The sequence below is a fragment of the Kitasatospora sp. CMC57 genome (assembly GCF_045866025.2).
Taxonomy (GTDB): Bacteria; Actinomycetota; Actinomycetes; order Streptomycetales; family Streptomycetaceae; genus Kitasatospora.
This window is the reverse complement of sequence record NZ_AP035881.2, coordinates 3,900,206-3,920,908: the sequence shown is the minus strand read 5'-3', so window position 1 is coordinate 3,920,908 and position 20,703 is coordinate 3,900,206. Positions and strand designations below refer to the sequence as shown.

19 protein-coding genes, 1 tRNA gene and 1 other RNA gene are annotated in these 20,703 nt (G+C 70.1%); 8 read left to right on the top strand and 13 right to left on the bottom strand.

The window, feature by feature from the left end; genetic code table 11:
- Positions 1–78 precede the first annotated feature (78 nt).
- From ACKUU6_RS17490 to ffs, 9 genes are all read right to left on the bottom strand, one after another.
- Entirely contained in the window at positions 79–1,107 is a 1,029-nt protein-coding gene (locus ACKUU6_RS17490) for a hypothetical protein (protein ID WP_407989504.1), read from the bottom strand.
- Entirely contained in the window at positions 1,100–1,621 is a 522-nt protein-coding gene (locus tag ACKUU6_RS17485) for a SigE family RNA polymerase sigma factor (protein WP_407989503.1), read from the bottom strand. Before ACKUU6_RS17485 ends, ACKUU6_RS17490 begins: the two co-directional genes overlap by 8 nt.
- A 240-nt stretch (positions 1,622–1,861) precedes the next feature.
- Complete coding sequence (locus tag ACKUU6_RS17480; RefSeq protein WP_407989502.1) at positions 1,862–2,926, bottom strand: aspartate-semialdehyde dehydrogenase; 1,065 nt, start codon at positions 2,924–2,926, stop codon at positions 1,862–1,864.
- Positions 2,923–4,203: an aspartate kinase gene (locus ACKUU6_RS17475; protein ID WP_407989501.1), complete on the bottom strand. Its 1,281-nt coding sequence runs from the start codon at positions 4,201–4,203 to the stop codon at positions 2,923–2,925. Before ACKUU6_RS17475 ends, ACKUU6_RS17480 begins: the two co-directional genes overlap by 4 nt.
- Before the next feature lie 287 nt (positions 4,204–4,490).
- Positions 4,491–5,222 (bottom strand): DUF5063 domain-containing protein, encoded by a 732-nt coding sequence (locus ACKUU6_RS17470; protein ID WP_407989500.1) that lies wholly within the window; start codon positions 5,220–5,222, stop codon positions 4,491–4,493.
- Positions 5,215–5,814, bottom strand: coding sequence for a recombination mediator RecR (gene recR, locus ACKUU6_RS17465; RefSeq protein ID WP_184924795.1), 600 nt, complete (start codon positions 5,812–5,814; stop codon positions 5,215–5,217). Before recR ends, ACKUU6_RS17470 begins: the two co-directional genes overlap by 8 nt.
- Positions 5,815–5,948: 134 nt before the next feature.
- Entirely contained in the window at positions 5,949–6,287 is a 339-nt protein-coding gene (locus tag ACKUU6_RS17460) for a YbaB/EbfC family nucleoid-associated protein (RefSeq protein WP_407989499.1), read from the bottom strand.
- A gap of 89 nt (positions 6,288–6,376) precedes the next feature.
- A complete protein-coding gene (locus tag ACKUU6_RS17455) occupies positions 6,377–8,527 on the bottom strand; it encodes a DNA polymerase III subunit gamma and tau (protein WP_407989498.1) in 2,151 nt (716 codons plus the stop codon).
- Positions 8,528–8,574: 47 nt separating this feature from the next.
- An RNA gene (gene ffs / locus ACKUU6_RS17450) (signal recognition particle sRNA small type) lies at positions 8,575–8,671 on the bottom strand.
- 129 nt (positions 8,672–8,800) lie between these two features.
- Between ffs and ACKUU6_RS17445 the strand changes: the two genes are divergently transcribed.
- The 7 genes from ACKUU6_RS17445 to ACKUU6_RS17415 all read left to right on the top strand — a co-directional run bounded on the left by ACKUU6_RS17445 (position 8,801) and on the right by ACKUU6_RS17415 (position 12,790).
- A tRNA-Ser gene (locus ACKUU6_RS17445) sits at positions 8,801–8,888 on the top strand.
- A gap of 180 nt (positions 8,889–9,068) precedes the next feature.
- Entirely contained in the window at positions 9,069–9,392 is a 324-nt protein-coding gene (locus ACKUU6_RS17440; RefSeq protein ID WP_407989497.1) for a helix-turn-helix domain-containing protein, read from the top strand.
- Complete coding sequence (locus tag ACKUU6_RS17435; protein WP_407989496.1) at positions 9,379–9,894, top strand: ImmA/IrrE family metallo-endopeptidase; 516 nt, start codon at positions 9,379–9,381, stop codon at positions 9,892–9,894. The genes ACKUU6_RS17440 and ACKUU6_RS17435 overlap by 14 nt, the downstream gene beginning before the upstream one ends.
- Before the next feature lie 221 nt (positions 9,895–10,115).
- Positions 10,116–10,409, top strand: a complete 294-nt coding sequence (locus ACKUU6_RS17430; RefSeq protein WP_407989495.1) for a hypothetical protein — start codon at positions 10,116–10,118, stop codon at positions 10,407–10,409.
- A 1-nt stretch (position 10,410) separates the two neighbouring features.
- The gene (locus tag ACKUU6_RS17425) at positions 10,411–10,893 is read left to right on the top strand and encodes a hypothetical protein (RefSeq protein ID WP_407989494.1); all 483 of its coding nucleotides are present in this window, start codon (positions 10,411–10,413) and stop codon (positions 10,891–10,893) included.
- Complete coding sequence (locus tag ACKUU6_RS17420) at positions 10,890–11,420, top strand: Mov34/MPN/PAD-1 family protein (RefSeq protein WP_407989493.1); 531 nt, start codon at positions 10,890–10,892, stop codon at positions 11,418–11,420. Before ACKUU6_RS17425 ends, ACKUU6_RS17420 begins: the two co-directional genes overlap by 4 nt.
- Positions 11,417–12,790, top strand: a complete 1,374-nt coding sequence (locus tag ACKUU6_RS17415) for a hypothetical protein (RefSeq protein ID WP_407989492.1) — start codon at positions 11,417–11,419, stop codon at positions 12,788–12,790. The genes ACKUU6_RS17420 and ACKUU6_RS17415 overlap by 4 nt, the downstream gene beginning before the upstream one ends.
- Before the next feature lie 200 nt (positions 12,791–12,990).
- Here the strand turns inward: ACKUU6_RS17415 and ACKUU6_RS17410 are convergent, their stop codons facing one another.
- The 4 genes from ACKUU6_RS17410 to ACKUU6_RS17395 all read right to left on the bottom strand — a co-directional run bounded on the left by ACKUU6_RS17410 (position 12,991) and on the right by ACKUU6_RS17395 (position 18,165).
- On the bottom strand, positions 12,991–14,712 hold the full coding sequence (locus ACKUU6_RS17410) for an IS1634 family transposase (protein WP_407986339.1): 1,722 nt from the start codon (positions 14,710–14,712) through the stop codon (positions 12,991–12,993).
- Between the two features lie 479 nt (positions 14,713–15,191).
- Positions 15,192–16,997, bottom strand: coding sequence for a tyrosine-type recombinase/integrase (locus tag ACKUU6_RS17405; RefSeq protein WP_407989491.1), 1,806 nt, complete (start codon positions 16,995–16,997; stop codon positions 15,192–15,194).
- A 10-nt stretch (positions 16,998–17,007) separates the two neighbouring features.
- On the bottom strand, positions 17,008–17,307 hold the full coding sequence (locus ACKUU6_RS17400; RefSeq protein WP_407989490.1) for a helix-turn-helix domain-containing protein: 300 nt from the start codon (positions 17,305–17,307) through the stop codon (positions 17,008–17,010).
- 336 nt (positions 17,308–17,643) lie between these two features.
- On the bottom strand, positions 17,644–18,165 hold the full coding sequence (locus ACKUU6_RS17395) for a helix-turn-helix domain-containing protein (protein WP_407989489.1): 522 nt from the start codon (positions 18,163–18,165) through the stop codon (positions 17,644–17,646).
- A 262-nt stretch (positions 18,166–18,427) separates the two neighbouring features.
- On the opposite strand from ACKUU6_RS17395, the gene ACKUU6_RS17390 reads away from it, so the two are divergent.
- Positions 18,428–19,990, top strand: a complete 1,563-nt coding sequence (locus ACKUU6_RS17390) for a DnaB-like helicase N-terminal domain-containing protein (protein ID WP_407989488.1) — start codon at positions 18,428–18,430, stop codon at positions 19,988–19,990.
- Positions 19,991–20,703: the final 713 nt, after the last annotated feature.

Genomic DNA, 20,703 nt, shown 5'->3' with positions numbered 1-20,703 from the left:
ACACCAGGGGCCTCGCACGGGAAGGCAGGTGATCGAGGCTGTCCTGATGTGCGACGCCGGCTCGGCGCCCCGCGAGGTTCAGCCCGTCGCCGACGGCGAGGCCGCCGGGATGCGTTCCGGCCCGTTCCGGTAGACCGTCCCGGCGCAGGCGGTGGTCAGCGTGGCGACCACCTGCGGCCCGCCCGGGTCCGCGGTGTGCGTGAGGGTGACGGTGGCCCGGGAGGCCGTCGGGCTCGAGGTCGGCTCGGGTGAGGTGACCGGCGACGGCGAGTTGCCGGAGCCCGGGGCCACCGTCGGTGCAGCCGCCCCGGACGCCACCGCCGGCGCCGCGGCCACCCGGCTGCCGGGCCCGTCACCGCTCGGACAGGCCCCGTCCGGCACCCAGCCGAACCGGACCTGGTACCCCGTTCGTGGCGGCAGCAGCACCGGCCCTTCCGGGACCGGCTCGGCCAGCCCGGTGGCCGGCCCTCCGGCGGTGTGCGGAGCCACCCGCACCATCGCGGAGTCGGCCGCCAACAGCCCGCCGCCGGCCACCTCGCAGGACCGCCCCGAGGTGTTGACGACCCGGAACCAGCCGTACACCCGGCCGTCCGCCTCGGCCGCCCCCAGGTGGGAGCTGCCCTGGCCGAGGTCGGCCGGACCGCACCCGGGCGCGGGCGCCGTACCCGCCGACGGCGAACCGGTGACGCCGGCCAGCGAACCGCTGGTGGTCACCTCGGGCACCGGACCGGGCGGGGAACCGGCAGGCGTGGCGGTGATCACCGGCATCGGCAGCGCGGTCGGCCGCCCGGCGCCGCCGCTCACCGACGGCCCCGGCGAAGCGGTCGAGCTGGCGGGCCCGGCGGCGAGCGGACCGTCCACCGGGCCGCCGGAGAGGTCGAGTCGCTGCGCGCCGTGGATGGTCGGCAGCACGGCGGCGGTGAGCAGTGCGGCCGCCGCCGCACCCGTCCACAGGTTGCGGTGCCTGGCCCGCCGCCGGGGCACCTGGTCGCGCAGCCGGGGCAGCGCCGTCGGGTCGGGCTGAACCTCGGCCACCGCCCGGTGCAACCGCGCGCGCAGCTCCCGCACCAACGGGTCCTCCCCCGGAGACCGTTGATCGTCAGTCATCACTGCTCTCCATCAGCACCCGCAGCGCGGCCAGCCCACGCGAGCCGTACGCCTTCACCGACCCCACCGAGATCCCCAGCGCGTCGGCCACCTGGGCCTCCGTCAGATCGGCGAAGTAGCGCAGCACCAGCACCTCCCGCTGACGGCGTTGCAAGCGTCGGAGCGCGACCTTCAACTGGTCCCGCTCCAGCGCATCGTAGGCGCCTTCTTCTGCACTGGCCATGTCAGGCATCGGCTTGGGCAGCAGACGCAGGCCCAGGATGCGGCGGCGCAGGGTGGAGCGGGACAGGTTGACCACGGTCTGCCGCAGGTAGGCGAGCGTCTTCTCGGGCTCCCGGACCCGGCGCCGGGCGGCGTGCACCCGGATGAACGCCTCCTGCACGACGTCCTCGCAGGAGGCGATGTCGTCCAGCAGCAGGGCCGCCAGCCGGAGCAGGGAGCGGTAGTGCGCCTGGTAGGTCGCGGTCAGGTGGTCGACGCTGGCTCCCGCCGCGTCCGCTGCGGCGGTTCCCATCCGGCTATCGACCGGTCGCGCCGCCACGCGCACCGTGCCCACCCGCACTGCCCCCACCATGTTCGCCACGCATGTCGGACACTTGATCCCCTGTCATGGTTGCCCCCGCCTGCCGGGCCATTCTCCCGCACCGGCCGGAGCGCCTCCAGTGCCCCTACGGGGGAATCTGACGGATCGTCTCCCGTTCACCACCACGCAACTTCACCCGGGCTCCACGTCACCGGGCCAGGCTTCACCGGGTCACCCCAGCAGGGAGAACTCCGCCGCCACGAGTTCGGCGATCTGCACCGCGTTCAGCGCGGCGCCCTTGCGCAGGTTGTCGCCGCAGACGAACAGGTCGAGCGCGGTGGGGTCGTCCAGCGCCACCCGCACCCGGCCGACCCAGACCGGATCCGTACCGACGGCGTCGTTCGGCGTGGGGAACTCCCCCGCCGCCGGGTCGTCGTAGAGCACCACGCCGGGGGCGTTCTCGAGGATCTCCCGGGCGGCGGCCTGGCTCACCTCGCGTTCGAAGACCGCGTGCACGGCCAGCGAGTGGGTGGTGATCACCGGGATCCGTACGCAGGTGGCGGAGACCTTCAGGCCGGGCAGGCCGAGGATCTTCCGCGACTCGTTGCGGACCTTGAGCTCCTCGGAGGACCAGCCGCCGTCCTCCAGCGTGCCGGACCACGGCACCGCGTTCAGCGCGAGCGGCGCGGCGAACGGGCCGTTGTCGCTGACCACGGCCCGCAGGTCACCGGTCTGCTCGCCGACGGAGCTGCCCGCCACCTCGGCGACCTGGGCGCGCAGCGCGTCCACCCCGCTCTGCCCGGCACCGGAGGCGGCCTGGTACGCGGCGACCACCAGCTCGCTCAGCCCGTACTCGGAGTGCAGCGCGGCCAGCCCGCCGATCATCGTGAGGACGGTGCAGTTGGGGTTGGCGATGATGCCGCGCGGCCGGATCTGCGCGGCCGGGGCGTTCACCTCGGGTACCACCAGCGGGACGTCCTGGTCCATCCGGAACGCGCCGGAGTTGTCGATCACCACCACGCCCTTGGCGGCGGCGATCGGGGCCCAGCGGGCGGCGACCTCGTCCGGTACGTCGAACACCGCCACGTCGATCCCGGCGAACGCCTCCTCGGTGAGCCCGACCACCTCGGTCTCCACCCCGCGGACCGTCAGCCGACGGCCCGCCGAGCGCGAGGAGGCGATCAGCCGGATCTCGCCCCAGACGTCCCGTCGGAGGGAGAGGAGGCCGAGCAGCACGGCTCCGACGGCGCCCGTGGCGCCGACCACCGCGAGGCTCGGCCTCCTCTCCGGCGTCATCGGCCGGTACCGCCGTAGACGACCGCCTCGTCCGTCTCGCTGTCCAACCCGAAGGCGCTGTGCACCGCCCGGACCGCCTCGTTGACGTCGTCCGCCCGGGTGACCACCGAGATCCGGATCTCCGAGGTGGAGATCAGCTCGATGTTCACGCCGGCCTCGGAGAGCGCCTCGAAGAAGGTCGCGGTGACGCCGGGGTTGGAGCGCATGCCCGCGCCGACCAGCGAGATCTTGCCGATCGCGTCGTCGTAGCGGAGCGACTCGAAGCCGATGCCCTCCTTGACCCGGCCCAGCGCGTCGATGGCCTTCTGGCCCTCGGTCTTCGGACAGGTGAAGGAGATGTCGGTGAGACCGGTGGCCGCCGCCGAGACGTTCTGCACCACCATGTCGATGTTGACCTCGGCGTCCGCGATCGCGCGGAAGATCCGGGCGGCCTCGCCCGGCTTGTCGGGCACGCCAACGACCGTGACCTTGGCCTCGGACGTGTCGTGGGCGACTCCGGAGATGATCGCCTGCTCCATCTCGCCCCCTTCGGGCTTGGTCGGGTTGATGCTGCTGACAATGGTCCCCGGCAGGCCGGAGAAGGACGAGCGTACGTGAATCGGGATGTTGTAGCGCCGCGCGTACTCCACACAGCGGTCCAGTAGGACCTTCGAGCCGGACGAGGCCAGCTCCAGCATGTCCTCGAAGCCGATCCAGTCGATCTTGCGGGCCTTCTTCACCACCCGCGGGTCGGCGGTGAACACGCCGTCCACGTCGGTGTAGATCTCGCAGACCTCGGCGCTCAGCGCGGCGGCCAGCGCCACCGCGGTGGTGTCCGAGCCGCCCCGGCCCAGCGTGGTGATGTCCTTGCTGACCTGGGAGACGCCCTGGAAACCGGCCACGATCGCGATGTTGCCCTCGTCCAGGGCGTTCCGGATCCGGCCCGGCGTCACGTCGATGATGCGCGCCTTGTTGTGGACCGAGTCGGTGATGACCCCGGCCTGGCTACCCGTGAAGGACTGGGCCTCGTGGCCCAGCGACCGGATCGCCATGGCCAGCAGGGCCATCGAGATCCGCTCTCCGGCGGTCAGCAGCATGTCGAACTCGCGCCCGGAGGGGATCGGGGAGACCTGCTCCGCGAGTTCGATGAGCTCGTCCGTCGTGTCGCCCATGGCGGACACCACGACGACGACCTCATGGCCGGCCTTCTTGGTGTCGACGATCCTGCGGGCTACGCGCTTGATGCCCTCGGCATCCGCAACGGATGAGCCGCCGTACTTCTGCACGACAAGGCCCACGAAAGCTCCTCGACTAGTGTCGTTTTTCGGGGGACTGGTGGCCCCCGCACCCCCGGCGGACGGGGGCTCTGCGGTCGGCGCCAGTCTAGCGAGCGCCCCGGGGCCGACCGGCGGTTTCCATATGCTGAGACGCGAATATCACGAGGTGGGCAGCGGTCCGACCGGCAGGACAGGCAGGTCTGCGGGCCGCCCCCGGCCTCCCCGGAGAATTGCCGGGGAGGGGGGCGCGACACCTCGAATTTCGCTCCGCCGCCCGCGCGGTGACTGTTTCGTCACACCGCGCTGGTTCAGAGGCCGAGCTCGGCCGCCATCAGGTCGCCCGCCTGCTGCTCCAGCTGCTCGTCCGTCAGCCCGTCGTCGTCGGTGTCCGCACCGTCCGCCGCCGCACCGATCGGGCTGTCCAGCCGGACGTGCGCGATCAGCGACTGCAGCGCCCGCAGCACCGCCGTACAGGTCGAACCCCAGCTGGACAGGTACGAGAACTGCCACCACCAGAGCGCCTCGCTGACCCGGCCCTCCTGGTAGTGCGTCAGCCCGTGCCGCAGCTCGGCGACCACACCCGCCAGATCGTCCGAGATCCGGAACGCACTCGGCTTCTCCGGCGGCCCGTACGGGTCGAAGACCTCGTGGAAGACGTCGATCGGGGCGAGCAGCCCGGCCAGCCGCTCGCGCAGCTCGACACCGTCCGGCTCCGGGCCCGCGTCCGGCTCGAACCGGTCCTCCGGTACGACGTCCTCGATCGCGCCCAGCCGGCCACCGGCCAGCAGGAGCTGCGAGACCTCCAGCAGGAGCATGGAGACCACGCTCCCCGGCTCGTCGCCCTTGGCGACCTCGGTCACCGCGAGCACGAAGCTCTCCACCGAGTCCGCGATCTGCACCGCGAAGTCGTCGGGCTCGTGCTTGTGCGGTGCGCCGCCGGCCGGGGTGCCGGTGGACGGGATGCCGGTGGTCGAGGTGGCGCCCGGCGGGGTGCTGGGCGGAATGCTGCTGGGATGGGTGCTGCTGGGCTGCTCAGACATCGAGAAGTCGTCTCCCTTCGAAGGCCCGTCCGAGGGTGACCTCGTCGGCGTACTCCAAATCCCCACCGACCGGCAGGCCGCTGGCCAGCCGGGTCACCTTCAGGCCCATCGGCTTGCACAGCCGGGCCAGGTAGGTGGCGGTCGCCTCCCCCTCCAGGTTGGGGTCGGTGGCCAGGATCAGCTCGGTCACCGTGCCGTCCGCGAGCCTGGTCATCAGCTCCCGGATCCGCAGGTCGTCCGGACCGATGCCCTCGATCGGGCTGATCGCGCCGCCCAGCACGTGGTACCGGCCGCGGAACTCACGGGTCCGCTCCACCGCCACCACGTCCTTGGGCTCCTCGACCACGCAGATCACCGCGCGGTCGCGCCGTTGGTCCAGGCAGACCCGGCACTGCTCGGCCTCCGCGACATTGCCGCAGACCACGCAGAACCGGACCTTCTCCTTGACCTCCAGCAGCGCATGCGCCAGTCGGCGGACGTCCACCGGGTCGGCCTGCAGCACGTGGAAGGCGATCCGCTGCGCGCTCTTGGGCCCGACGCCGGGCAGCCTGCCCAGTTCGTCGATCAGGTCCTGAACCACGCCCTCGTACAACTTCGCGCCTTCCCTCGGGCCCTGGCCGCCGGCGATGCCGTCGGCTCCGGTGCCATCATCCAACGAATCGGGCGCCGGACACACCGTCCGACGCCCGACTCACCATAAATCTCCACGGCCCTCGGAGAGCTCCGTCAGAACGGCAGACCGGGGATGCCGCCGCCGAGGCCCTGGGCCAGCGGGCCCATCCGCTCGGCCTGCATCTTCTGCGCCGTGGCGTTGGCGTCCCGGACCGCGGCCAGGATCAGGTCGGCCAGCGTCTCGGTGTCCTCCGGATCGACCGCAGCCGGCGCGATGGTCAGCGCCAGCAGCTCACCCGCACCGGTCACCGTCACCTCGACCAGACCCCCGCCCGCCGAACCGGAGACGTGCGCCTCGGCCAGCTCGCGCTGCGCCTTGGCGAGCTCTTCCTGCATCTTCTGCGCCTGCTTGAGCAGCTGCTGCATATTGGGCTGGCCACCACCAGGGAACACGGCTCACTCCTGTACCTGTGCGACTACTACTTGTACGACTGGCTGTACGACTACGGAAAGCTTCCGGTCCGAGCCTACGTCGCCCGGGCTCAGCGGTTGTGGTGAATCTCCTCCAGGACGGTGGCCCCCAGCTCACGCACGATCAGCTCCTGGCTGTTCACGCCCTGGTCGACCTGGGTGGGCGACGGGCCGGTGAAGCTGGCGTCGCCCTCCAGGTCGTAGTCGTCCGGCGGGTACTCGTCCGCCGGCGGCCCCTCGACCGGCGCGGGCGCGGGCGCGCGAACCGGCGCGGGCGCCCTGGGCGGAATGGACGGGGCTACCGCCTGCTGCGGGGGCGGGGTCGACTGCGCCTGCGGCGGCGCTGCCTGGGTGGGCGCCGGGCGGGGGGGCTGTGGCTGCTGCTGCGTTGGCTGCGGCTGCGGGGCTCCCCAGCCTCCGGCCGACGACGAGGGGGTGCTGCCGCCGGCCGCCACGCCGCCGCTGGTGCCGCCGGACGGGTCGACGATGCACTCGACCCGCCAGTCCACCCCGAGGGCGTCGGCCAGCGCCTGCTTGAGCACGTCGTCGCTGTTGCTGCTCACGAAGCTGTCGCGGGCGCCCGCGTTGATGAACGAGACCTGGAGGACACTGCCGTCGAAGCCCGCGACCTGGCCGTTCTGGCTGAGCAGGATCCAGGTGAAACGGCGACGGTTCTTCACCGCCTCCAGGATCTGCGGCCAGAGCTGCCGGACCTGGCCCGCACCCTGCTGGGCGGAGACCGAGGGCTGACCGGCCGTCGACTGCGGGGCCGGTGCCACCGGCGCGGCGACGGGTACGGGAGCGGGGGCGGCTGCCGGGGCGGGGGCCGCTGCTTCCTGCGCCGTCGGCGCGCCGGCGGCCGAGAAGCTGCGCGGGATGGGCCACGCGCCGGGCGCGGCTGCGGGCTGACTCGGCGTCACCTCCACGGGCGGGGCCGCCTGGGGCTGTACCGGCTGGGGCGCCGCCTGCACCGCCTGCACCGCCTGCATCGCCTGCATCGCCTGCATCGGCGGAGCCTGCTGTGCCTGCATGACCGGCTGGGCCTGCGCCGCGAACCCACCCGTCGTGGCCCTGCGCTCCAGCTTGTCCAGCCGCGCCTGCAAGGAGAGCTCGTCCCCGTACGCGCCGGGCAGCATCACCCGGGCGCAGATCAGCTCCAGCTGCAGCCTCGGCGCCGAGTTCCCCCGCATCTCGGTCAGCCCGGTGTTGACCAGGTCGGCCGCCCGGCTCAGGTCGGCCGGGCCGAACCGGTCCGCCTGGGCCTGCATGATCGCGACCCGGTCGGCCGGGGCGTCGATCAGCCCCTTCTCCCCCGCGTCCGGCACGGTGGCCAGGATCACCAGGTCACGCAGCCGCTCCAGCAGATCGGTGACGAACCGCCGCGGGTCGTGGCCCCCCTCGACCACCCGGTCGACCACCTGGAACACCGTCGCGCCGTCGTGCGCGGCGAACGCGTCCACCACCTCGTCCAGCAGCACCGAGTCGGTGTAGCCGAGCAGCGCAGTGGCCATCGGGTACGTGACGCCGCCCTCGCCCGCCCCGGCGAGCAGCTGGTCCATCACCGACATCGAGTCGCGGACCGAACCGCCACCGGCCCGGACCACCAGCGGGAACACCGAGTCCTCGACCGCGATCTGCTCCCGCTCGCACACCTGCGCCAGGTAGTCCCGCAGCGTGCCGGGCGGCACCAGCCGGAAGGGGTAGTGGTGTGTCCGGGACCGGATCGTCCCGATCACCTTCTCCGGCTCCGTCGTGGCGAAGATGAACTTGAGGTGCTCCGGCGGCTCCTCCACCACCTTCAGCAGCGCGTTGAAGCCGGCCGAGGTGACCATGTGCGCCTCGTCCAGGATGAAGATCTTGTACCTGCTGTGCACCGGCGCGAAGAAGGCCCGCTCCCGCAGCTCACGCGCGTCGTCCACACCACCGTGCGAGGCGGCGTCGATCTCGATCACGTCGATCGAACCCGGCCCCCCGGTCGCCAGGTCCGTACAGGACTGGCACTCACCGCAGGGAGTGGGCGTCGGCCCCTGCGCACAGTTCAGACAGCGGGCCAGGATGCGCGCACTGGTCGTCTTCCCGCACCCGCGCGGGCCACTGAACAGGTAGGCGTGGTTGACCCTGTTGTTGCGCAGGGCCTGCTGGAGCGGAGCGGTCACGTGCTCCTGCCCGATGACCTCGGCGAAAGTCTCGGGGCGATAGCGGCGGTACAGGGCTAGGGACACACCCCCGACGATATCGGGACGAGCCGACAAACGCGGTCCCCCGCAAACGCGAAGACCCCTCGTGCACCCGCCAGAGCCCTCCTACCCTTGCTGCCTTCCGGCCCTGGGGGAGTTCAGAGAGATAACGCCGCACGAGGGGCTGCCCCAAGAGTACCGGATCCCCGACCGAAGCCCCACCACCACCCCACCACCCCGATCCGCAGGCCACCACCCCCCGCTCACCTGCGGAAGGGTGGTCGCGAGCACCCCCGAACATGTACTAAGCTCTCCCACGGAGGATTCGCCTAGTGGCCTAGGGCGCACGCTTGGAAAGCGTGTTGGGGGCAACCCCTCACGAGTTCGAATCTCGTATCCTCCGCCATGGCTGAGCAGCCATAACGAAGGCCCCGACCGCCCAGCGGTCGGGGCCTTCGTCGTTCTCTGGTTGCAGTTTTGGTTGCAGTTACCGCAGCGACCGCAGGTCACGGCGCTGAAGCCACTCCGCAAAAGGTATTGGCGTGGTAAAGATGTCAGTGTGACTGACCTAGTTGGGGGCTCCGGCATGGACGAGCAGGCGTTCAATAAAGAAGTGGGTGCGCGAGTTCGCGCTGCTCGGGAGAAGGCGGAGCTGACCCAGAGTGCGCTGGCGCGCCTGACCGGGCTGACGCGGGGGTCGATCACGAACATCGAGTCCGGCACCCAGTCCACCTCTTTGTTCCGATTGGCCCGGATCGCGGCAGCAGTACGAGTACGGCCGGCAGATCTCATCCCGGACCTGGTCGAGGCCCCGGCTACGAGCGGCCTTCCCGATCACCTGGCGGACGCTGTTGCCGCTGTTACGCAAGCCGCCCAGCGACTGATGAAGGTGGGCCATGGCGAGGGCTGATGCGGCGGCCAAGGCACTGCTGGAGAAGTTCAGTGTCATCAGGCCCCCGATCGATCCATACCGGCTGGCCGAGCAGCTCGGGGCGACTGTCGTCCCACAGAAGCTGGCCCCCGACGTCTCCGGCATGCTGCTGCGCAACGACGGGCAGCAGGTGATCGGCGTGAACGGGACCCACGCAAAGAACCGTCGAAAGTTCACCGTGGCGCACGAGCTCGGCCATCTCCTGTTGCACCGCGGTCGGCCGCTGATCTTGGACACCGATCTGCGCATCAACTACCGCGATGCCATCTCGGGCATGGCGACCGACCGGGAGGAGATCGAGGCCAACCGCTTCGCCGCAGCGCTGCTCGCCCCGGAGGAGATGGTCCGGGCCAGCGCGGCGAAAGCTTCGGCACTCTCCGCCGACGAGCTCGTGGATGTACTGGCGGGCGAATTCGAGATCAGCGCACAGGCGATGAGCTTCCGCCTGATGAACCTCGGCTTCATCTCGGCGGGCCAGTAGGGCTCCGCGCGGACACTCCGCCTCGATCTTGGGGCGGCGGTTTGGCATTCAGTAGAAGGACAGTTTGGCTGACATTAGACAGATGCTTGCCAAACTGGTGGCGGGTGTGCATCCTGGGACTGGCGAAACCTGCCGAGGCGTGTACCGCACCACGGCAGCATCCGTCCGGAGCGCGCACCGACGCGTCGCTCCGCTCTGCCGCCTCCTGTAAGGAGCAACTCATGACCGAGCAGGTCAACACCCCCGACCACGCCGAGGCTGGCCCGCAGCATGGCCAGCTCACCGTCACCGTCTACGCCCCCCGCGACCCCGGCCCAAAGACCTTCCACTTCCCGCGCACGGAGACCGTCGGCGCTGCGGCCGCCCACGCAGCCCAGCAGTTCGGCTACGCCGGTGGCACGCCCTCGTTCCAGAACAGCGAGGGCGAGGTCCTCAACCGCGACCTCAGCCTGGTCGCCGCCCGCGTCCACAACGGCGACACCCTCGAGCTCGTCGACGTCGGCGGCGGGGTCTGACATGCTCCCGGAGCAGGTGACCCGCGCGGTGATGGCCAGCGAGATGCTGGCCATCACCGCCTGGGCCGAACGCCACCGGTGGACGGTCCACGTCGACCCCGACAGTCAGACCCTGACCGCGCAGACCAACCACCCGGCCATGGCCGAGGTGACACCGGTGATCTTCCACGCTGAGCTCACCGGCTACCCGGCCGTCCCTCCCGCGTGGACCTGCCGCGACGACCAGGGCGGCACACCCCGCAATGCCTTCCCCCTCGCTGGCACCGGCGCCGGGCTCCCCGGATCGGTCTTCCATCCGCTCCCGGTCATCTGCGCCCCCTGGAACCGGCTCGCGTACAAGGAGCACGACGGCCCGCACCAGGACTGGGGCGGCCCCACCCAGTGGAAGACGGCGGCCCCCGCCTCCACCCGCGCCCACACCCTCGCCGACATGCTCAACACGTTGCGCGCGCACCTGGCCGTCAGCCCCGGGATGACGACATGACCGTTCACCGCCTCACCCCGCTGCCCACCGGCCCGGCCCGCGGACAGCTCCTGGTCTCCGAGAACGTTCTCGCACCGACCCAGGCGGCACTACAGGCCAGTAGCGGAGCCGACGGGCGCCGCCACGAAGGGGCGGTCCTGTGGCTCGGCCGCGTCCTGGACACCGCAACCCTCGTCCTAGCAGCCGCCACACCACCCGCCGTCACCAGCCCCGGCCGCGTCCACCTCGACGAGCACACGGTGGGCGCCGTCGCCCGCACCGCCCGAGCACACGGTCTCGGTGTCGTCGCTCAGGTGCACTCCCACCCCGGGGCAGACACCCGGCACTCCGACGGCGACGACCAACTCGTCCTCATGCCCTTCGAAGGCATGTTCTCCCTCGTCGTCGCCTCCTACGGCACCGGCGCGCTCCGTCCCGACCGCGGAGCCGGACTCCACCAGTACCAAGACGGGCGCTGGGTCCGCATCACCGACCTCACCGCGATGATCATCGTCCCCTCCCACCTAAGCATCCAGGAGCCCCGGTGAACGAGATCGCCAGGCGCTTCTACGCCGAGCGCGATGTCCGCACCCTCCAGTACGGCGCGGACACGACCGTCTTGGAACGCCCCGTTGCTCTCCTCGTCGGTATCGACGCCACCGGCCGCGCGGCGCAGGTCGCGGCCCTCGCCCTGGTCAACATGCTCGCCCGGGTGCACCGACGCCTCCACCTCGTCGTGCCGCCGGCTGACCTGCAGGCTCGAGCACTGATCGACGCCCCGACCCTGGCGGACGCCCTGTTCGCTATGGCCACCGCCATCAACCCGGTCCTGGACCTCACCACCGCCCCGATGTCCGCGTCGATCCCGACCAACGCGATCACCATCGGCATCGGAACCGACCTGCCGGACGAACTCGACATCTATCTGGGCTGGAACGGCGGCCGCGGGGAAATCGCTGCAGTCCCCTGCCGGTGCCCCTCAACGGGGCCGGAGGAGCACATCCTCGGCGCCGCCACCGCGGCATGCCTCGCCGCAGCCATGGCCTTCCGCGCAGCCCACGGCAGCACTATCCGCCCCACGCGCCTGAACCTGCTCGAGCGCACCGCCGACGCGGACGCCGGCACCACCAGTCGGACCAGTCCCATCGACGTGGGCCGCGTCCTGGTCGTCGGTGCCGGAGCGGTCAGCCAAGCTCTGTTCTACTGGCTGCGCGAGATCGGCGTCGTCGGCACCTGGGACGTCGTCGACGCGGACCTCACCGAGCTGCACAACACCAACCGATGCCTGGGCACGACCGCCGCCGACGCAGGCTGGCCGGACGCACTCCCGAACGGAGAGCAGAGGCACAAGGCGAGCATCACGGCTGGGCTCACCGGTGCCCAGGAGCACCTCTATTGGCTCGACACGTGGCCCGACCTGGCCGACGCACCCCGCTACGACCTCGTCCTGCCCCTTGCCAACGAGCGCGGCGTCCGCGCCGAGGTCGCGGCTCTGGGACAGCCGGTCCTCCTCCACGCCACCACTTCGTCCAACTGGACCGCGGAGCTGCACCGCCACATCCCCGATCGCGACGACTGCCCGGCCTGTCGCATCCCCACGGCCCCGACCGGCAGCTTCCTCTGCGGTACCGGCCCCGCAATCCCCACCACTCTGGGGAGCCCCGACGCGGCTCTACCGTTCCTCTCTGCAGCCGCTGGCCTCCTTCTTGCGTCAGCTCTCCTCGAACTCCGTGAAGAGAGCCGACTCATCACGGGGCGCCAGAACCACTGGCGCCTCCACCTCGAACTCGGCCACCGTCTGTGGCAGTCGGCCATCCACCCGAACGACGGCTGCCCCCACACCCTGCCTCCTGAGGCACGCCAGATCCTGCACACTCCTACCCCAGGACGCTGGAGCACCATCGACCCAGCAATGTGACTCTCAGTGCGACGGTCTGCCCGACTCGGAACGACGGGAAGGGCGGGTCGGAGCCTTGAGGTATTCGACTGCCGACACGGTCCCGGGCCTGCGTTCCGCGTAATTCAGCGGCCTGGAGTCACGAATCTGGGGTCTGACCTGCGCGGACATGGGTGAGGGCGCCTGAGAAGCGTTTCTCTAGGCGCTGGTGTTCGTGCTGGTCAGCGGGGTGCGGGTTCGAGGGCGATGATCTGCTTCGGTGCGGGGATGCCGAGCTTGGCCAGGAGGTCGGTCTGGGGCTTGGTGAGGGTGGTGACCTGCCGGAACAGGCCGGTGGGGCCGGTGAACGTGCCGAGGTGGAGCCGGTCGAGCTCGCGGCGGACAGTCGTCCAGGTCTCGCCGGTGGTGGTCTCGATGATGCGGATCAGCAGCAGGGCGAGCCAGCAGAGGACGACGTGTGCGCGTATGCGTTCCTCGAGCCGGTGATAGACGGGCCGCAGGTCGATGATCTGTTTCATGTCCCGCCAGCCCCGCTCGACTTCGAGGAGTTGCTTGTAGCCCAGGGCGATGTCCTCGGCCGACAGGTGCGGGTCGGAGCATCGCAGCAGGTATTTGCCGTCGAGGTTCTCCTCGGTCTTGATCTTCGCGGTGTCGATGCGGAGCTTGCCGGCCGGGGTGGTGCGGAGGTAGCGGTTGAGGCCGGGCTTGTCGGCGAGCTTGCCGCGGAGCTCGCCGCGCTTGAAGTCGCTGAGCTTGTCGGTGCCTTCGATCAGGGTCGTGAGCTGGGCGACGAGCTGTTCGCGTATGTGCTGGTCACGGGTGGCGGCTTCGGGGTTGTGGCAGATCACGAACCGTTCGGTCTCCGAGATCCGCACCTCCTTGACCCGCATGTTCCCGGCGATCTCGCTGTAGCGGCCCTGGCGGGACAGGGCGGCCTTCACCTCCGGGCTGCCGGAGCGGAGTTTCTCGCCGACGATGTAGGCGTGGTCGCCCTGGCGGAGGTAGCGGCGGTTGCGTTCGCTGGAGAATCCCCGGTCGGTGACCCACACGATCTTGCTCAGGGTCCAGTCCCGCATGTCGTCCTTGACCTGCCGGATCAGCTTCTGGTCACCGGTGTTGCCGGGCCAGGACCAGACGCGGACCGGGATCCCGTCCCGCGTCACGGCCATCCCGATCACGATCTGCGGCAGGTCGTCGCGGGAGTCCTTCGACTTGCCGAAAGTGCGGAACCCGGCCTGCTCCGCGGGCTCGCCGTCCTCTTCGGCGGTTGGGCCATCGTCCGTCAGGAGACGGCCCCTGTCGTCCCGGGCGGCGGGTTCGTCGGCCTCCTCCAGCTCGAAGTAGGTGCTGGTGGTGTCGAAGAACAGCAGGTCGACCTCGAGGTTGAGGAGGTTCGCGACCTCGTCGAACACCCGCTTCTCCAGGTCGTCGGTCACCTCGTGGAGCCAGTCCATCGCCCGGTAGCAGGCGTCGTCGTCGGTGGCCGGCAGGCCCTCGATGTGCACGTCGTGCGTGACCCAGTCCGCGGCTGCCAGCTTCGACGACGGGGCCAGGGCCCGGTTCGCGACCAGCGAGAACAGCACCCGCTCGGTCACTGACATGTCCCGGCGCCGGCCCCGTTTGTGCTGCCCGACCTGCCCGACGATCCTGTCGATCCTCAGCTGCCGCCAGAGATGATCGAGGACGTAGGTGCCGCCGAAGGGGACCGATGAGACGAACTCCAGGTCACCCGCTGCCGTCGACGCCAGTGCCTCGCCCGGCTCCAGCAGCCTCGATAGAGACGCGACCAGGCGCTTCACCGCGTCCCGGTCGAGGTCGTCCTCACGGCCGAACGTGAACAGGACCTTCGGGACCGCCCGGCCCTTCACCGGATCCCACTCGTTGTGGGCCAGGTGCAGGTACCGGACCGTGCCGGACTTGTTCTCCCGCTTCGTCGTCTTCACGTACACGACTCCAGACCCTATGGACCAACTCCAGGTCAGCGCAGGCGAATCAGAAAAATCGCGTCTCTAGGCGAATCCGGCCGCGTCACCAGCCCCCAGCCCACTGACCTGCACCTTCAACCCGGCAGGGACTCCAGAACCCCCGAATTACGCGGAACGCAGGCCGGGCGGCGATGGCGATACTTTCTCCGTGACGAACCCCCAGAAGCCGAAGATCGAGCACTCGGCTCCCGTCGGATCCGTTGATCTGGCGGCCTTCGACGACGACGGCAGCCCTTACGAAATCTGACCCTGCCATGACTGCTACCCCTGGCATGCCGAGGTGGTTCGCGACGGCCCTGACGTCGTCATACGGGAGTGGCCCGCCATCGAGTGCCCGCACTTCCAGCAGCTGATCGCTGACGAGTAACGCAAGAGCTTCGGATTCGGAGCAACAGGTTGGTCCGAATCCGAAGCTCGGGTCTAGCCATAGCACCCGCCTACCAGTCGGCGCTGTCGCCGTACTTGCCGGGATTCTGGGCACGATCAACGGCTTGGGCTCGGGCCTCGGCAAACGCTGCAGCGACAGCGCTCTTGTCCGTACCGCGGACCTGGGCCTCCACCAGCCCCTCCGGGCCTGGGCGATGGGCCGTACGCCAGGACGCGGAGCGATCGGTATAGAGGTCAGCTTCGAAGTCCCAAGCGGAGACCGTCCACTGCTCCGGCATGGCCAGGTCCAGCCGACCGCCATCGGGGCGAAAGACTGCGTAGGCGTGGAACACGACCCGCTGTTCAAGAGGACGCTGCCGGACCGCCAGGAGGCCACCTGGTCCTGCCTGGTCCCACTTCTCGCGCTCCCACTGCTCGACCTGAGCGACACCGCCTGGCCGCTCGGCGGTCCAACGGCCGACCAACTCTTGGGCGTGCTCGGCGTGCAGGAAGGGGATCCGCTGCTGGCCGATGTAGGCGACGAACACCAGGGACTGGCCCACGGCGACAGCGGGGCTCGGGTCGGGCACGTCGGTCCCCGATGAGTCGGCAGCCTGCGGCGGCTCGGCCCGGGGACCGGTGGTGTCTGCGTCGGCAGCGGCTTCAGCGGGCCAGAGCAGGTCACCGATCTTCTCGGCGGTCTGCTGCAGGACTGGGTTGGTGAGGTGCTGGTAGCGCCGACGCATCCGAGCGGACTTGCCGGGCTCCCAGCCCATGATGGCGTCGACCACCGCGTCCGAGACGCCGAGAATCAGGAGCACGGTAGCCGCCGTGTGGCGGGCGTCGTGGAGACGTCCGTCGCGAACCTCCGCCGCCTTCAAGAGGTCCTTCCAGCGGTGGTAGTCGGTGTTCGGGTTGAGGGGCTCGCCGGTCGGCGAGGTGAACACGTAGTCCTTCTCCATCCAGAGGTCGCGGGCGAGGACGCGCTCGCGGTCCTGCTGCCGCTTGTGCTGGAGCAGGAGCCTCATCAGCTCGTCGGGGGCGCCGATCGGGCGCTTGCCCGCGCGCGTCTTGGTGCCCTTCGTCTCCCGCCGGATGTTGATCTTTTTCGGGCAGTAGCCGGGCTTGCGCCCGCAGCGGTCTCCGCAGCCGTGCTGGTAGCGGGGCCGCAGTCGGCCGCGCCGGACCCGGATCACGTTGGCCACGAAGTCGACGTCGGACCACTGCAGGCCCAGGACCTCGCCCTGCCGCAGGCCGAGCGCCAGGGCGATGACCCACCGGGCGGTGTTGCGGTGCGTGGCGGCCTCAGCGAGCAGTCGCTGCACCTCCTCGACCGAGTACGGCTCGACCTCCTCCTCGTCCGGGGTCGGGGCCTTCGCCACGGTCGCCGGGTTGTCGGTGAGGTGGCGCCGCCGCACTGCCTCGTTCAGAGCCGCGCGCACAGTGCGGTGGACCTGGTTCGCGGTGCCAGCCGCGCTGCCGTTGTCCTGCATCTTCTTGTAGAAGAGTTCCAGGTGCTCCGGCTCCAACTTCTGCAGCTGGTGGGCTCCCAGGCCGGGTATGAGGTGGTGGTACACGGCGACGCGGTAGCCGTCGATCGTGTTCTCGCCCACGTGCAGAGCGGCGATGTTCTCGACCCAGTGGGTGAGCCAGGACTTGAGCGTCCACCTCTGGCCGGCCTTCGGCACCCGGCCGGAGTCACGCTTCTTCTCCAGCTCGCGGACCGCCTTGGTGATCTCGGGGCGAGTCTTGCGGGTGACGTGCCGACGGTCGGGGCGACCGTCGTCCTTGATGCCGACAGTGACGTAGCCGTGCCAACGGCCTTCCTTGTCCTGGGAGATCGAAGAAGCGCCGTTGGGCTGACGGGAGGTTGCCATGTCCGCCCCCTCAGGCCGCAGCGACGAGGTCGACCGCGCGAAGGCGCTTGGCAAGGAACGCGCCCACTGCCTCGGCAGGTATCCGGCGTAGGCTGCCGATCTTCACGGAGGGGATCTCGCCGGAGACGACGAACTCGTACATCTTCGTGCGCCCGATACCGAGTCGGCGGGCAGCTTCCTCGACCGTGAGCGCGACCAGGGCGGGGTCGGCCGCAGAACCGTCCTGATCGGCGATCAGGCGAAGGAGCAAGCGCTCGGTGGTACCCAGGGCGTGGGCCACTCGGGAGAGCTCGAACGGCGTTTCGGACATGGGTGTCCTATCCCGACGGCGCTTTCGGCTATGCGCCGCCGTTGTCGATGTTCCAGGGATGGGCGATTGGGTTGAGCGGGTCCGCGTGGCGACCCCCGGCGTTCGTAGCGCCGGGGGGCTGCGGAGGGCATGACTGGTCAAGGGGTTCACGGGCTGGCGAAGCCTGTGGTCGGACCGGCGGGACGGGACGTTAGCCGGTGATTCCGGCCGCACCAAACCACCCGGGGCCCGGCATGATGCCGGCCATCATCGGATCGGCGATGGGACTGACGTGCGGAACCAGCGGAGTGCAACAGGTGCCCTCTGGCAGCCAGGGCATGCTCTCGGATGCTCTGGCTATGCCTCGGTTCCCGGGTCGCCGAGACCCTCCGCGGCGGGCGAGCCGGGCGGGAAGTTCGGCGAGCGGTAGTCGTCACCGGCCGCATCCGCCACGACCCGAGTGATCATCGCTCTGATGAGCTCTTCGAGGTTCGGGTGAGCACGGCCGTAGGAGTCGAGCGCCTCGCGGGCGCGGTCCATCTCCTTGCGAGCGGCGACTGACTTCTGCCAGCTCCCTGCGAACTCTGCCAGCAGCCGTTTCACGTGGGCATTCGCGGCGATCTCGGGTGGTCCGACCAGGTTGTCCAGGGAGATGTCGAAGACCTTGGCGAAGCCGATGGCCTCGTCCAGGTTGACCCTACGGCGCGGCTCGCCGCTCTCGATACGCCACACCGCCGACTGGTTGAGCGGGTAGCCAGCCTTGGTCAGGCGCTCAGCGAGCGTGGCAGTGCTCCACCCACGCGCCTCGCGCTCCATCTTGATGCGCCGGGCGACGTTCTCCTCCCCTTCCAGCCGTTGTCGCCGGTCCTCGTCAGCCACAGCCACAGCCAACCCTCCATGCATCGTAGTTAAACCCATTTGCAATGCGTCGAGCACGACGTTAACGTGATGCAAGATGAAACGCAACTGAGCCGAACCGCATCGGCCAGCCGGGCCAGTCACCCGGCACCACGACGAAAAAGGCCCCCAGTGCTACGAACACCGGGGGCCACAGCAGAAACCTCGAAACCGCCCATCCCTGGAACAGTCGACAACGGAGGACCCGGGTAGCCGCCCGAATCCTCCGAGTGAGGACACCGCTGTGGACAAGCCTACGGCCCCGCCGCCAGGCCCGTCATCCCACGACCGGCGAAGGGACCAACGCGCGTCGGACCCCTATCCCGCGCTCGTCGGCACCACCTCCGGGGAGCCGCCGCACAACATCGACGCCGAACAGGCGGTCCTCGGCGCGTGCATGCTGAAGCACCAAGTGGTGGACCAGGTCCGGGGCACGCTGGACGCGGGCGACTTCTACCGGCCCGCCCACGAGACCATCTGGCGCGCGATCCTCGCCCTGCGCGCCGAGGACGCCCCGACCGACCCCATCGCCCTCGCGGACCACCTGCAGAGCAAGGGAGATCTCTCCCGCGTCGGGGGCTCGTCCTACCTCCACACGCTGGTCACCGTCGCGCCGCCCTCGACGGACAACGCCGACTACTACGCGCAGATCGTGCGCCGCGACGCCCAACTGCGGACCCTGCACAGCACCGGCATCCGCACCGTCCACCACGCGCTGACCCCGGGTGCCGACCCGGACGAGATCCGCACGGCCATCGAGACGGAGATCCGTGCCGAGCGCGAGCGCGCCCTGGCCTCCGGCGGCAGCCGCCTGTCCCGCTACATCGTCAACGGCTGGGACTTCGTCACCAAGACCGGCGCGGACAAGGAACCCCTGTGGGGAACCCGCGAACAGACCGCCTGGGCCTCCGGCGAAAGCCTGATGATCGTCGGCGCACCCGGCGTCGGCAAGACCACCATCGCTCACCAGGTCGTCCTCGCCCGCCTCGGCCTGCAAGCCTCCGTGCTCGACCTGCCCGTCGCCGAGGGAGAACGCGTCCTCTACCTCGCCATGGACCGCCCCCAGCAGATCGCCCGCGCCATGGCCCGCCGCATCACCCCCGCCGACGAGGCCCACCTGCGCGACCGGCTCGCCGTGTGGCAAGGGCCTCTCCCCGCCACCCTCGACAAGGAACCCGACCTCCTCGCCGAACTCGCCGCCACCCACCGCGCCGACACCATCGTCATCGACAGCCTCAAGGACGCGGTCAGCACCCTCGTGGACGACTCCCTGGCCGTCGCCTTCAACAACGCCCGCATGCGCGCCCTGCGCGCTGGCGTCCAGATCATGGAGCTCCACCACCAGCGCAAGGCCGCAGCCGACGCCCCACGAGGAATGCGACCCACCCTGGACCGGGTGTACGGGTCGACGTGGCTGACCGCCGGAGCGGGCAGCGTCCTGTTCATCGCCGGAGAGGCCGGCGACCCGGCGGTCACCATCCACCACCTCAAGACCGTGACCGGCGAGATCGGCCCCCTGCCAGTCGTCCACGACCACCAGCGCGGCACCACCTACGTCGAGCCCACCCTCGACCCGGTCACCATCCTGCGCGCCGCCCCGGACGGCCTGACCACCCGTGACCTGGCCACTGCCCTGACCGGCGAAGCCAACCCCGACCGCGCCGACATCGAGAAGGCCCGCCGCCACCTCGACCGCCTGGTCAAGACCGGACTCGCGGTCAAGGCCGAAGGCACCTCCGGAGGCACCGGAGGCGGCCAGCAGGCCCGCTACCGCCCCTCCGCCCGGCACATCACCGCCGTCTCGTAACCGCCACCACGGTTACCGGACTGACCGGGGGCAACGCAGTGACTGCGCCCCCGGTCAGTCCGTCGTACTGACCGACCCCAGTGACCGAGGCTCCGGTCAGCCGGTTCCTCCGACCGACCGAACTGACCGGAGTGCCACGCAGGCCAGCAGCCCGTCGAACGACCAACGGACGGTACCCGCCAGGGCCACCGGGCGGCCGGTCAGTGAGCGGATCACCAGCCCAACCGGGCACCGACAACCAGGCGCGGATCGTTCACGGGACCGTACACGCACCCCTCCCGCGAAGGGCCCGGCGAAAACCGTTCACACCGTCCACGCGGAGCAGAGAAACCGCAGGTAAAGCGACCACGGAGACGTACACGCCGTCCACGCGACCCAGCGTTCACGCGCGAGCCCCCCTTTAGAAGGGGGCTCGCGTGTACGCCCCACCGTGAACGCCCCGCCTTCGAGCAGATCTCCGAACTTCCGCCGCCCGCTGTAGCCAGGTAGACCCACAACAAGAGATCACCGTGATCCGAATCCTGATCAGACCACCGGAAGCCGGAGCAAGTTGTGGGGTAAGGACTCCTTACCCGGCCTCGCTCCTGGCGGAGCAAGTTGTCGCATCGGACGGTCCTACGGCCCGCCGCACGCAGTTGCCCTCGCCCAGGGGTGCGAGAGCAAGCCTGGAACCAGCGGCAGCGGGGAGGCATGGAGCCACCGATGCTCACGAT